The 13426-nt window shown below is 67.5% G+C and carries 10 protein-coding genes; 5 read left to right on the forward strand and 5 right to left on the reverse strand.

Features of this window, described 5'->3' with window-relative positions; translation table 11 throughout:
* Positions 1-99: 99 nt before the first annotated feature.
* Positions 100-2991 carry a calcium-binding protein gene (locus ABIE58_RS01700; RefSeq protein ID WP_354542947.1) on the reverse strand — a complete coding sequence of 964 codons (2892 nt, stop codon included), beginning with the start codon at positions 2989-2991 and terminating at the stop codon, positions 100-102.
* A gap of 217 nt (positions 2992-3208) precedes the next feature.
* On the opposite strand from ABIE58_RS01700, the gene ABIE58_RS01705 reads away from it, so the two are divergent.
* The 3 genes from ABIE58_RS01705 to ABIE58_RS01715 all read left to right on the forward strand — a co-directional run bounded on the left by ABIE58_RS01705 (position 3209) and on the right by ABIE58_RS01715 (position 7954).
* The gene (locus ABIE58_RS01705) at positions 3209-4387 is read left to right on the forward strand and encodes an aminotransferase class I/II-fold pyridoxal phosphate-dependent enzyme (RefSeq protein WP_354542948.1); all 1179 of its coding nucleotides are present in this window, start codon (positions 3209-3211) and stop codon (positions 4385-4387) included.
* Between the two features lie 19 nt (positions 4388-4406).
* Positions 4407-7274 (forward strand): DNA translocase FtsK, encoded by a 2868-nt coding sequence (locus ABIE58_RS01710; protein WP_354542949.1) that lies wholly within the window; start codon positions 4407-4409, stop codon positions 7272-7274.
* Between the two features lie 77 nt (positions 7275-7351).
* Positions 7352-7954, forward strand: coding sequence for a LolA family protein (locus ABIE58_RS01715; protein ID WP_354542950.1), 603 nt, complete (start codon positions 7352-7354; stop codon positions 7952-7954).
* Positions 7955-8318: 364 nt separating this feature from the next.
* On the opposite strand, the gene ABIE58_RS01720 is transcribed toward ABIE58_RS01715, so the two are convergent.
* The gene (locus ABIE58_RS01720) at positions 8319-8918 is read right to left on the reverse strand and encodes a transglycosylase SLT domain-containing protein (protein WP_354542951.1); all 600 of its coding nucleotides are present in this window, start codon (positions 8916-8918) and stop codon (positions 8319-8321) included.
* A gap of 199 nt (positions 8919-9117) precedes the next feature.
* Here ABIE58_RS01720 and hspQ point away from each other — a divergent pair, with 199 nt between their 5' ends.
* The gene (gene hspQ, locus ABIE58_RS01725) at positions 9118-9444 is read left to right on the forward strand and encodes a heat shock protein HspQ (RefSeq protein WP_354542952.1); all 327 of its coding nucleotides are present in this window, start codon (positions 9118-9120) and stop codon (positions 9442-9444) included.
* A 30-nt stretch (positions 9445-9474) separates the two neighbouring features.
* Here hspQ and ABIE58_RS01730 read toward each other — a convergent pair whose 3' ends face one another.
* The 3 genes from ABIE58_RS01730 to ABIE58_RS01740 all read right to left on the reverse strand — a co-directional run bounded on the left by ABIE58_RS01730 (position 9475) and on the right by ABIE58_RS01740 (position 12133).
* Entirely contained in the window at positions 9475-11055 is a 1581-nt protein-coding gene (locus tag ABIE58_RS01730) for a gamma-glutamyltransferase family protein (RefSeq protein ID WP_354542953.1), read from the reverse strand.
* Positions 11056-11298: 243 nt separating this feature from the next.
* Positions 11299-11745 (reverse strand): ATP-binding protein, encoded by a 447-nt coding sequence (locus tag ABIE58_RS01735; protein WP_354542954.1) that lies wholly within the window; start codon positions 11743-11745, stop codon positions 11299-11301.
* A 49-nt stretch (positions 11746-11794) separates the two neighbouring features.
* Positions 11795-12133 carry an STAS domain-containing protein gene (locus ABIE58_RS01740; RefSeq protein WP_354542955.1) on the reverse strand — a complete coding sequence of 113 codons (339 nt, stop codon included), beginning with the start codon at positions 12131-12133 and terminating at the stop codon, positions 11795-11797.
* 95 nt (positions 12134-12228) lie between these two features.
* On the opposite strand from ABIE58_RS01740, the gene ABIE58_RS01745 reads away from it, so the two are divergent.
* Entirely contained in the window at positions 12229-13401 is a 1173-nt protein-coding gene (locus ABIE58_RS01745; protein WP_354542956.1) for a thiolase family protein, read from the forward strand.
* Positions 13402-13426: the final 25 nt, after the last annotated feature.

Consider the following 13426-nt stretch of genomic DNA (forward strand, 5'->3'; position numbering starts at 1 on the left):
CTACGAACGGCAGTAACAGGCCCTTCACGACGCCTACCGCACCGCATTGCACGGCATGGCGGGCCGGATCATCCTTGCGCAACATCTGTCTGACGCCGCCTAGAACAGCTCGGCAAGCGCCACGGCGCGCCCCGGTGCGCCGGTGAATTCCACCGCCTCGATCGAGACCAGCGTGATCCTGTCCGCAGGACCGCGCAGGATCACCCGCGCATCGTCTTGCGTGATCTCGTAATCCGCCTGCTTGCCCGGCAAAATCGCGCGATCCCCGCCCGCCCCGCCATGCAGGCGGTCGTTGCCGCCATGCCCCGCGAGCACGTCATCGCCCGCGCCGCCGATGAGGATATCGGCCTCCGATGTCCCCGAGAGCCGCGCCGCGCCGTCGCCTGCGCGCCGCAACACCCCGTGCAGGAACGCGCCGGGCGCGCGCGCATCGTCCCAATGCGGCGGCGTCGCGTTCGCGCGCATCAGCACGTCCCAGCGCGGCGTGGCGTCGTCGAGATGGCGCAGCGCGCCCCAGCTTCCCCATTTCGAGGCGATGGCCACATCGACAAAGGCGTTGAAGAGCGTGCCGCCGGCCCCCTGCCAGCCGTCGAGCAGCTCCTGATAGAGCGTGCCCATCTGCGGCGAGTAGTTGAAGGCGGTGAAAAACGCGGTGAGCGTGTCATTCTCGGTGACGGTGCCCTGGCCCACGACATGGGTGCCGCCCTCATACATCACCAGATCGAGCCCGTGGCGCGCCGCCACCTCGGCGTGATAGGGTAGGCTGTCGGCCAGCAACTCCCTGAGCGATCCGCGCCGGAGCGCCTCGGCCGCGAGATCGAAGGCGAGATCGAAACCGTGGCGGGCAAGGTAGGCCTCGGGTTCGGCCCCGGTCTCGGCGGCGCGGGCGCGGGCGACGGCGCGGCTGGCGGCGATCCAGCCCTCGACGGTGGATTCCATCTCCTCGCTGCCCAATTCGTGGCCGAAATAGCCGGTGACGGCGTAGGCGTCGAACGCCTCCACGGGGGCGGTGTCGATCTGCCCGCCCGCCACGGCGAGCGGCGCGGTGAGCATCGGCTGTTCCAGCCCCGGCCAGCCGGTATGCGCGCCCGCGACCACCGAGAGCCTGCCCGGCGCATCGGCAAATTCCTCGCGCCAGATCGCCGCCATCTGCGCGGCGCGCATCCCGTAGAACTGTATCCATGCGTCGTCGCCCGCCTCCGCCCCCCAGAGCGCCTCGGCGGCCTCGCGCGCCCAGACCGCCTGTGGAAAGATGAAATTCCACACCTCGTTGGAATATTCCACATGCACCCGCAGCCGGGGATCGAGATGATCGTGCATGTAGCGGGCAAATTCGCGCATATAGGCATCATCGGCGGCGTGGGGCATGTTGACCCAGGGATCGGCCCCGATCCGGTTGGCCAGCGCCACCATCACCTCGACCGGCGCGCCGCGCCAGACATAGGTGGCATGGCCGGGCGTGGGCCGCCCCTCCCATGTCACCTGATCCGAGCCGTTGGTGAACTGCCAGTCCATGAAGCGCACAAGGCGCAGATCGGCGATCCTGTCGATCCAGAGCGGATTGAAGATCGCGCCCGCCTCGTGGAGCGCGATGTGATCCTCGCGCAGGATGGTGACGGCGCGCAGGGGATCGTTCGGGTCGGTTTTCAGCAGGCGCAGCACCACCGGCCCGTCGCCGGGGTGATAATCGAAACGGATTTCGCGGGTTTTGTAATTGTAACGGACATTGTCGGCGCGCCCTGTCACGCGCAGCACCCCCTCGCCCTCGTACCGCAAGAGATAGCGGCCGCTCAGGTGGGTGGCGCCCTCGGGCTGATCGGTAAAGAGGAAGGATTCGAGCGATGTCGCGCCGTCGGGCAGGGCCAGCGGCCAGCCGGTCTCGCTCAGGTAGCCGCCTTCGCGCAGCGCCTGCGCCGGGAACGCGCCCCATTCCCCGGATGTGTGGCCGATCCAGGGGCGGGCGGTCTTCATCACGTCGATGAACGGGTGCTGGCTCGACCAGTCGGCGATGCCGCTCAGCCCCATGCCAAGGCTGGGGTTGGCAATGCCGGTGCCGGGCAGGGGCGTGCCGGGCGTGGCCGGGGTCTCGGTTGCCGCGGCGGCCTCGGCGCGGTCTCGCAGGCCAAGCGCCTGCGCGATCTCGTCGGTGATGCGGCCGTAGCGGTCGCGCACCGCCGGGTGGATATCCTTGGGGATCTCGAACGTGGCGGGCGCGGGGGCGTCGTAAAGCGCGGTATAGGTGACGAGGGCGGCGAGGAAATAAAGCGTGGCCGTGCCATGCGGCGCGTCGTCGGTATAAAGCGCCTCGACGGGCACATCCTCGAGCAGGCCGGTTTGCAGCCCCGAGAGCACCGAGGAGACCGGCAGGAGGGTGATCGCGGCCTCGGGGCGTGCCGCGCGCAGCGCCTCCACATAGGCGCGGAACCAATCGTGATAATCCGACAGCGCATAGCCGTGCCAGCGCGCCAGCGCGCGCCCCGAGGGTGGAAAACGGCGGGTATGGCCGCCCATGTCGGGCCAGCCCTCGTAGATCATCACGCGCGCATCGGGCGCACGGGTGCGCGCCGCGTCGATGGTGGCCAGCGTGGCGGAAAGCGGCGTCGCGCGCTCGGGATTATCGCCCTCGAACGTGGCATCGGGGGCGCGATACTGGATGAAATTCGCGGGCGTCACCAGCACCGTATCCACCGCCCCGCGCGGGCGGCGCACGCCGTCAAAGGACCAGCGGTCGGCCATGCCGTCGCGGGCGAAATCGCGCAGGAATCCCCATTGGCCGGTGAGGGCGAACTCCTTGCCGCCTGCGCGCGCCAGCCGCGCCAGCCACCACGGCACGGCGGTGGCGGGGTTGTCGCTGAGGTGATGCACGAGGCTGTTGCCGAAGACATGCACCGAGGCCTGCGCGCGCTCGGCGTGGCCCTGCGAGGGCGACAGCACCAGACAAAGGCCAAGCGCCATGATCGCGCCCCCAACCCGCAACCAACCTTGCCTCATGGATATCTCCCCCCGGTTTGTCATGCCTCAACGGGTCTCACTATAGGGGCGCGCGCGGGCCGTGACCATCGCCGCAAGCGGCGCGTGACAGTGCTGAAATGCCACAATTCTCCTGTCAAGCCATTGGTTTTTCTGGACCTGATGCCGCCGCATGGAGTAGATTCAGTAATAATGGGGCGAGCGAGACCCCGTATCCGAGGCAAAAGAGCAAAATCCGATGTATCCCGAGCGGTTTTCGAACCTACCGGCCTATGCGTTCCCGCGTCTGCGGGCGCTTCTCGACGCGCACGCACCGGGCGGCGAGGTCGTGCACATGACCATAGGCGAGCCGAAACACGCCTTTCCCGGCTGGATCGTGGACGAGATCGCCGCCCATGCCGAGGGCTTTGGGCAATATCCCGTCAACGAGGGCGCGCCCGCGCTCTTGACTGCGGCGGGCGATTGGGTGGCGCGGCGCTATGGCGTCCGGCTCGATCCGGCGACCCGGCTGATGGCGCTCAATGGCACGCGCGAGGGGCTTTACAACGCGATGATGGCGCTTTGCCCCGAGGCAAAGCGGGGCAAGCAGCCGCTGGTGCTGGTGCCCAACCCGTTCTACCAGGTCTATATGGTGGCCGCGCTCAGCGTGGGGGCAGAGCCGGTATTCCTCAACGCCACCGAGGCCACCGGCTATCTGCCGGATGTGGCGGGGCTTGCGCCCGAAGTGCTCGACCGGGTGGCGGTGCTCTATCTCTGCTCGCCCTCGAACCCGCAGGGGGCGGTGGCCACGCGCGCCTATTGGGCAGAGGTGATCGCGTTGGCCGAGCGGCACGATTTCCGCATTTTCGCCGATGAATGCTATGCCGAGATCTACCGCGACAGCCCGCCGCCGGGCGTGCTGGAAGTGGCGGCAGAGATGGGCGCAGACCCCGAGCGCATCGTGGCCTTTCACAGCCTGTCGAAGCGTTCGAACGTGCCGGGGCTGCGGTCGGGATTCGTCGCCGCCGGGCCAGAGAGTATCCGCCACATGCGGCAGTTGCGCAATTACGCGGGATCGCCGCTGCCGACGCCGTTGCAGCACGCCGCGGCACGGCTCTGGGCGGACGAGGCGCATGTGATCGAAAGCCGGCGGCTTTACGCGCGCAAATATGCCCGCGCCGACGAGATCATGGCTGGTGTGCCGGGATATGTCGCGCCACAGGCCGGGTTTTTCCTGTGGCTGCCGGTCGAGGATGGCGAGGCGGCGGCGCTGCGGCTCTGGCGCGAGACGGGTGTGCGGGTGCTGCCGGGTGCCTATCTGGCGCAGGATGTGGACGGGGTGAACCCGGCAAAGGGATTCGTGCGGGTGGCCCTGGTGGCCCCCGAGGACGAGATGGCGCACGGGCTGACCCGCCTGCGCGACTGTCTATACGGATGAGCGGAGACGAGGGACGCAAATGGCATATCAGACACGCGGGCGCGAGCCGCTTCTTGACAGCAGCATGACCGAGGCCCTCGGCCGACGCGGCAAGGAACTCGTCGGGCTGGTGCTGATCGGCCTTTCGGTGGTGGCCGGGGCGACGGTGGTGTCCTACGCCCCCTCTGATCCGAGCTGGATGGCCGCGACCGACGGGCCGGTGCACAACTGGCTTGGCGCGGCGGGGGCCTCGGTGGCGGCCCCGCTCTACATGATCATCGGCCTCGGGGCCTGGGCGCTGGCGATCCTGCCGGGGGTCTGGGGCGTGCGGCTGATGGCGCATATGGGCGGCGAGCGCGCGCCGGGGCGGCTTATCTTCGCGCCGCTCTGGGTGGCGATCCTGTCGCTTTACTGTGCCACGCTTGCGCCCTCCGGCGCATGGTCCGCGCATCACAGCTTTGGCCTTGGCGGGCTGTTCGGCGATACGGTTCTGGGCACCTTGCTGGGGCTTTTGCCGGTGGGTCCGGGGCTGGGCCTGCGGCTTTCGGCGCTGGGGCTGGGGGTGCTGGTGCTGGGCGCAGGGGCGTTCGTGCTTGGCTTTGACCGGGCCGAGCTGCGGCGCATCGGGCGGTTCCTCCTTGTTGGGGTGATCCTGTGCTATGCCGGGCTGCGGGCGGCCTTGGCGGGCGGCATGAGGGGCGCGGTTCGCGCGGGGCAAGCGGCGCATGCGCGCGGCGCGATGGCGGCGCAGGCGCGCGCCGAACGCAGGGCCACGGCCCCGCAGCCCGTGCCAGAATCCGAGGCGGCGCGCCCGCACCGGGCCGAGCCGCGCCTTGGCAGCGCCCAGCCGATCGCCAACAGGCCCACCCAAAAGCCAACCGAGAAACCCGGCGGTTTGCTGGCACGGATGCCCGCGCTGATGCGCAAGCCCGAGGCGATGCCCGAGCCGGAACTGATCGAGACCGGGGCAGATGCGGGCGCGGCGGATGCCCCGCCCGAGGACCGCATTCGCGCGCGCATCTCGGATGTGATCCGCGCGCGCGGGCACCAGACCCCCGAGGAACTGGCGCAACGTGCGCCGCTGACCAAGGGACGCGGGCGCGGCCCCGATCCGCTGATCTTTACCGCCGCGCCGCGCGCGCCGCTGCCGCCCGAGCCGCCGCTCACCTCCGCGCGCCTGTCGGTGCCGCCCGCGCCGATGGAGGAGGACGCGCTGATCGAGCCTGATATGTCCGAGGCAGAACCGGCGCCGCGCATCGCCGAGCGGCCCCGCATCCCCGTGCCCGAGCCGCGCAAGGTGGTGCAGCACGCCGTGAAACGGCCCGCCGCGCCCTCGGCACGCGCGCAGGCCGAAGCGCAGCCCGCGCTGCCCTTTGGCCCCGAGGCCACGGAATACGAGTTGCCGCCGCTGTCGCTCTTGTCCGATCCGGCGAATGTGCAGCGCCACCACCTGAGCGACGACGCGCTGGAGGAAAACGCGCGGATGCTGGAAAACGTGCTCGACGATTACGGCGTCAAGGGCGAGATCGTGAGCGTGCGCCCCGGCCCCGTCGTGACCATGTATGAGCTTGAGCCCGCGCCGGGCCTCAAGGCCTCCCGCGTCATCGGGCTGGCCGATGATATCGCGCGTTCGATGGCGGCGCTGTCGGCGCGGGTGTCCACCGTGCCGGGGCGCTCGGTGATCGGCATTGAACTGCCCAATGACAAACGCGAGATGGTGAGCTTTCGCGAGATCCTGTCGGGGCGTGCCTATGGCGATGGCAACCAGAAGCTGCCGCTGGCGCTGGGCAAGGATATCGGCGGCGAGCCGATGGTGGCCAACCTTGCCAAGATGCCCCACCTGCTGATTGCCGGGACCACCGGTTCCGGCAAATCCGTGGCGATCAACACCATGATCCTGAGCCTGCTCTACAAGCTCAGCCCCGACGAATGCCGCCTCATCATGATCGACCCCAAGATGCTCGAACTCAGCGTCTATGACGGCATTCCCCACCTGCTCAGCCCGGTTGTGACCGACCCCAAGAAGGCGGTCGTGGCGCTCAAATGGGTGGTGGCAGAGATGGAGGACCGCTATCGCAAGATGTCCAAGATGGGCGTGCGCAATATCGACGGCTATAATGGCCGTGTCGAGGAGGCGCTGAGCAAGGGCGAGATGTTCTCGCGCACGGTGCAGACCGGGTTTGATGACGAGACCGGCGAGCCGGTATTCGAGACCGATGAATTCGCACCCGAGAAAATGCCCTATATCGTCGTCATCGTCGACGAGATGGCCGACCTGATGATGGTCGCGGGCAAGGAGATCGAGGCCTGTATCCAGCGTTTGGCGCAGATGGCGCGCGCGTCGGGCATTCACCTCATCATGGCCACGCAGCGCCCCTCGGTCGATGTCATCACCGGCACGATCAAGGCCAATTTCCCGACCCGGATTTCGTTTCAGGTCACCTCCAAGATCGACAGCCGCACCATCCTCGGAGAGCAGGGGGCCGAGCAGCTTCTGGGGATGGGCGACATGCTCTACATGGCAGGCGGCGGGCGGATCACGCGCTGCCACGCGCCGTTCGTGTCGGACGAAGAGGTGGAAGAGGTGGTCAGCCACCTCAAGGCCTACGGCCCGCCCGCCTATGTGGGCACGGTGTTGCAAGGCCCCGACGAGGACACGGCCGATGCCATCGACGCCAAGCTGGGCCTGTCTGTGGGCGGCAATACCGAGGGCGAGGACGCGCTTTATGACCAGGCGGTGGCCATCGTCGCCAAGGATCGCAAATGCTCGACCTCCTATATCCAGCGTAAGCTTGCCATCGGCTATAACAAGGCCGCGCGGCTGGTGGAGCAGATGGAGGATGAGGGCGTGGTGAGCGGCGCCAACCATGTCGGCAAGCGCGAGGTGCTGGTGCCGGAGCCGCAATAGGCAGGTCTCTGCCAGAGCGCGAAAAATTCACGCCCCGCGCAGGTGCAATCCGGCGCGGGGTGACTTATCTGAAAGGCATGAAACAGTTGCGTCTCCTGATGGTGCCCGTCCTCTGGGCGGCGATGGCCCTGCCGGCGGTGGCGGAAAAGCTGTCGCTCGCCGAAATATCTTCCTATCTCAATGATTTGCGCACGGCCCAGGGGCAGTTCACGCAGGTCAACGAGGATGGCTCGATCAGCACGGGGCGGATATTGCTCAAGCGGCCCGGCAGGGTGCGGTTCGAATACGATCCGCCCGAGGCGGCGCTGGTCGTGGCCGATGGCGACACGGTGGGCATCATCGACCCGCGCTCGAACGAGCGGCAGGGCTTTCCGCTGCACCGCACGCCGCTCAAGATCATCCTCGCGCGCAATGTCGATCTCACCCGCGAGCGGATGGTCGTGGGCCACGCGAGCGACGGCGTGACCACCACAGTGCGCGCGCAGGACCCGAAAAACCCCGAATATGGCAGCATCGACCTGGTCTTTACCGCCGACCCGGTGGAACTGCGCCAATGGATCATCAACGATGCAAATGGCGGCAGAACCACGGTGATCCTGGGCGATTTGCGCCGCGATGTGCGGCTTGACGATGATAAATTCGTCATTCCGGGCACCGAGAAGCGCCGCATCGACCGCTGAGCGCGCGTATGCTCGGCCTCTGACGGATACCAGAGGTGCGCGATGGCGTTGCCTGCCATGTTGCCGGAGAAATGGCGTGAAGGGCCTTAAGACGCCGTTCGATATGATGCGATGAGCCGCGCGAGGGCCCGACCGCGGGGGGGCGCTGCAACGGCTGTGCGTGGCACTTTATGTCTGCCAAATACTCGAACGATTGTAATGGTTTCACCGTTGCCAAAGCGCCCGCCCGGGGGGCGGTCGGGCGCTCGCGCGGCGGCGCGCAAGCGCGCCTTGTTCCGCGCGGGGGGGCAGAAAGCCAATGGCAGCAACAGGCACTGAGCCTCACCCGCAAGAGCGGCGGCCCCCCTGCCAAAGCAGCCGACCTTTATACCAGGCCGCGCCCGGCGCGGCAGGTGCCAAGCTGCGCGCGGTAGCGCTGGGCGCGGGTTTCCACATCGGCGGCGACGCGCATCAGCCACGGCTTGGAATTGTGGTTGCGGCGGGCGAAACCGGCGCGCCCCTCGTGATAGGCAAGATACTGGTTGCGCGCGTCTTGGGGCGAAATCCCCAGCCGCTCGGTGGATTTGGCCATATACCAGCCGATGAAATCCGCCGAATCGCGAATATCGTCGCGCCGCGCGCCCCAGCGGCCGGCTTCGGCCATGTATTCGTCCCATGTCCCGTCAAGCGCCTGGCTGTAGCCGTAGGCGGAACTGATCCGCCCGGTTGGGATCACCCCGAGGGCCCAGCGATGGGGCGTGCGCGCATCGCTGATGAACTTGCTTTCCTGGTAGATGGTCGCCATCTGGACATGGGCAGGAATGCCCCAGCGCCGGGCCGAGCTCTCGAAGGCGCGGGCATATTCGGGCCGCTCGTTCAGGATCGCACAGGCATTGTCGAGATTGCGCGGGGCCGTGCCGTAGCCGCCACCGCCACAGGACGCCACCAGAAGAAGCGCCAGAAGCGCGCCGAAAATTCTGCTCATCTGCCTCTCGCTTTCGCTTCGATCTTTTTTTCAGGCAGTGTAGCGGATTTGCGCGTCGGGGGGAATCCCCTATCCCCGTGCGGCGCGGTGTCTGGCCACGCCCGTCTCACGCCCGTTCACAGACTGTTTCCGGCGCGTTTCGGCGCATGATTGGACAAAGCCCGCTTGCAGCGGTTAATATCTGTGCTAGGGCAAAACGATGATAAAGACTCACGCAAAATACGCACTCGGCCAGGTGGTCAAGCACAAGAAACATCCCTTTCGGGGGGTGGTGTTCGACGTTGACCCGCAGTTTTCCAATACCGAGGAATGGTATGCGGCCATCCCCGAGGACAGCCGCCCGTCGCGCGAACAGCCGTTCTATCACCTTCTGGCAGAGAACGAGCAGAGCTATTACGTCGCCTATGTCAGCGAGCAGAACCTCGTCGCCGACTATTCCGGCGAGCCGGTGGACCATCCCGACATTCCCGACCTGTTCGGGCCGTTCGAAGACGGGTATTACCCGCTGCATTTCCAGCTCAATTGAGGGTGTGGCGGGGTTTCCCCCGCCCGCGCGTCAATACCCCAGCGCGCAGCCATCCTTGCGCGCATCGCTGCCACCCTCGAGCACGCCGCTGTCATGGATTCGGATCGCCTGCGCGCCACCCAGCGGCACCTCCGGGATGCTCACCTCGTGGCCCATATCGGCGAGCGCCTGCGCCACATCGGGCGCATGGCCGCGCTCGAGCTTGAGCCCCCCCGCCGGATCGGCAAAGGCGCGCGGCGCGTCGATGGCTGCCTGCACATCCATGCCGAAATCAACGATATTGGAGACAAGCCGCGCGTGGCCTGCGGGCTGATAGGCCCCGCCCATCACGCCGAAAGGCATGGTGACGCGACCGTTTTCCGCCAGCATTCCGGGGATGATCGTGTGCATCGGGCGCTTGCCGGGGGCCAGCTCGTTGGGGTGGCCTGCCTCCAGCGTGAAGCCCGCGCCGCGATTTTGCAGCAGGATGCCGAATTTCTCCGACGCGATGCCCGAACCGAAGCCGTGGAAGATCGAGTAGATGAACGACACCGCCATGCGGTCTCGATCGACCACGGTGATATAGACCGTGTCGCGGTGCACCGCCTCGGCGAGCGGTGCGGCGGCGGGCATGGCGCGGCGCGGGTCGATGAGCGCGGCAAGACGCGCCGCCGTGTCCATGCTGAGCATGTGATCGAGCCGCGATGTGTGATCGGGATCGGCGATGATGCGGTTGCGCGCATCATAGGCAAGCCTGGTCGCCTCGGCCTCGAGATGGACGCGCGCGGCGCTGCCGGGTGCCATCGCCTTGATGTCGAAATGCTTGAGGATGTTGAGCAGCAAGATCGCTGTCGCGCCCTGGCCGTTGGGCGGATGCTCGACGAGGGTGGATGTCTTGTAGTCGCCGCTCACCGGATCGGTGTAATCGCTCTCGGCGGCGGCGAAATCGGCGGCCTCGTGGGGGCCGCCCAGGGCACGCAGCGCGGCGAGCATGTCCTCGGCCACCTCACCCTCGTAGAAGGCCGCGCGCCCGTCTCGGGCGATTCGGCGCAGCACCTCGGCCTGGCCGGGGGCGCGGAATATTTCGCCGGTGGTGAGCGGCGCGCCCGCACGGCTGAAATGGGTGATCCCGTGACCCTGAAGCGCCTTGCCCGCGGTTGGCCAGTCAAAGGCGACGCGGGGCGCGACCGGCACGCCCTCCTCGGCATAGCGGATGGCGGGCGCGAGCAGCGCGTCGAGGCCGAGCCGCCCGTGATCGGCCGACAGGCGGCAAAAGGCATCGATGGCGCAGGGCACGGTGACGGCATGGGCCGAATGCAGCGGCACGGTTTCATGCCCGGCAGCGCGCAGCGCCTCGGCAGAGGCGGCGGCGGGGGCGCGCCCCGAGCCGTTGAGCGCACGAATCCTCGGATCACCGGGCGTGGTGAAAAGCGCGAAACAATCGCCGCCGATGCCGGTCATCTGCGGCTCGCAGATGCCCAAAAGAACCGCGCCCGCGATGGCCGCATCCATCGCGTTGCCGCCGCGCTCGAGAATGTCGATCGCGGCGCGCGCCGCGAGCGGGTGCGAGGTTGCGCACATGCCATTGGCGGCATAGGTGCCCGAGCGCCCCGGAAGGTGGAAATCGCGCATGTCTGTCTCTCCGCTGTCTTGCAATCGCGCGCAGCCTAGGCCGGGTTGCGGGGAATGCCAATGCCATGTCTGGGGGAGAGAAGAACCCCGGCGCCGCGCACTGGGTGGGGGCAAAAACACGCGACGCCGGGGGAAGCCATATGCAGCTACAAGACCGGGTTTCACATTTGCGTGCGGCAGCAGTTGGGTTGAAATGGGGTCTTATCAGGGCACCCACACGCACCGGTTGCAAAGAGGGCTGTTTCACGTGGTCGCCCCATCGAGACCCGGCAGATCGAACGAAAGCGTGAGCCGGTTGCCACCCGCGTCGCGCGAATACCGGATGTCGCGCGTCAGGCTGCGGATGAGAAACCAGCCAAAGCCGCCTTCGGGGAGCGTGTCCTGCGCCGGCCCGATCTCGGGCAGGCGGCCCTCGGGCAGGCCCTGCGCGGGAAGCGCCGCGCCACGGTCGCTCAGCGTGCAGATCAGCTTCCCCGGCCCAAGCCGCGCGTGAAGCCTGATCTCGCCCCGATCCGTGCCGGCATAGGCATGTTCCACGATATTGTTGAGCGCCTCGGCGAGGACGATTTCAACCGTGCCGCAGGCCGCCTCGGGCAGGCCATGCGCGCGCAACCGGGCACGCAGCGCCGACAGCAGGCCGCGCACCGACATCTCGCTTGCCCCGGCCCGAAGGTGGAATTCCGCCGTCATGTGCCGATCCGATCCCGATGCTTTCGGGGCGCGCGCCGCAACGCGCCGCTCAGCCCGTGGCACGGCTCAGCGCGCCGTCGGCGCGGTCATGGATGACAAACACGCTATCCATGCGCGTGAGGCGAAACACCTTGGCCACGTCGGGCGTGAGACCGGCAAGATCGAGCCTGCGCCCCTCGCCCATCTGCTTCATCGCAGCGACGATGGCCCCGAGGCCGCTGGAATCGACGAAAGCCACGTTCGAGAGGTCGAGCACGACATGATCTGGCCCCTCTGCCGTGGCCGCGCGCATCGCGTCCTTGAATCGGATGGCGGCGGCGGCGTCGATCCGCGATTCGGGAACGGTGACGATCTTGACCGTGTCGTGACAGGTTTCGAGAAATTCCATCGTGCCTCCGGCGTGCTACGTAGTAATACAGCCAAGGCTAGACCCGATTCCTTTCCATCCGGTAAGCAGATGACAAATTTCGAGGAGGACTGACAATGCGCGACGTTGTGATCGCGGGTGCGGCACGCACGCCGATGGGTGGCTTTCAGGATGATTTCGACGGGGTGGCGGCGGCCACGCTGGGTGGCGCGGCGATAAAGGCGGCGCTCGGCGATGCGCGCGCGGCGACGGTGGACGAGGTGCTGATGGGCTGCGTGCTGCCTGCGGGCCAAGGGCAGGCCCCGGCGCGGCAGGCGGGGTTCCTTGGTGGATTGGGCGAGGAGGTGCCTGCCACCACGCTCAACAAGATGTGCGGCTCAGGCATGAAGGCGGCGATGATGGCGTTTGACCAGATCGCGCTGGGCCATGCGGAGGCGATGATCGCGGGCGGCATGGAATCGATGTCCTGCGCGCCTTATCTTTTGCCCAAGATGCGCGGCGGCGCGCGGCTTGGGCACGCGCAGGTGATCGACCACATGTTTCTCGACGGGCTGGAGGATGCCTATGACAAGGGCCGCCTGATGGGCACTTTCGCCGAGGATTGCGCTGAGAAATTCCAGTTCACCCGCGAGGCGCAGGATGAGTATGCGCTGGGTTCGCTGCAAGGCGCGCTCGATGCGGAGACATCGGGCGCGTTCGAGGGCGAGATCGCGCCGGTGACGATCCGCACGCGCAAAGGCGAGGTGGTGATTTCGCGCGACGAACAGCCCGCCAAGGCGCGGCCCGAGAAGATCCCGCAGCTCAAGCCCGCCTTTCGCGAGGGGGGCACGGTGACGGCGGCCAATTCAAGCTCGATCAGCGACGGCGCGGCGGCGCTGGTCATTGCCTCGCGCGAGGCGGCTGAGGCGCGCGGCCTCAATATCCGCGCGCGCATCCTGGGCCACGCGAGCCACGCGCAGGCGCCGGGATGGTTCACCACCGCGCCGGTGCCCGCCGCGCAGAAGCTGCTCAAGCGGCTGGGCTGGTCGGTGGAGGATGTGGACCTGTGGGAGGTGAACGAGGCCTTTGCCGTGGTGCCGATGGCCTTCATGCACGAGATGGGGCTGCCGCGTGCACGGGTGAATGTCAATGGTGGGGCCTGTGCTTTGGGTCATCCCATCGGGGCCTCGGGCGCGCGGATCATGGTGACGCTCTTGAACGCGCTGGAAAAACGCGGGCTGAGGCGCGGCGTGGCCGCCATTTGCATCGGCGGCGGCGAGGGCACGGCGATTGCCATCGAGCGGGGCTGAGCGGGCCGCTTGCCCGCCACAGGAG

It is taken from the genome of Roseovarius sp. MBR-78, from assembly GCF_040547535.1.
Classification (GTDB): Bacteria; Pseudomonadota; Alphaproteobacteria; order Rhodobacterales; family Rhodobacteraceae; genus Roseovarius.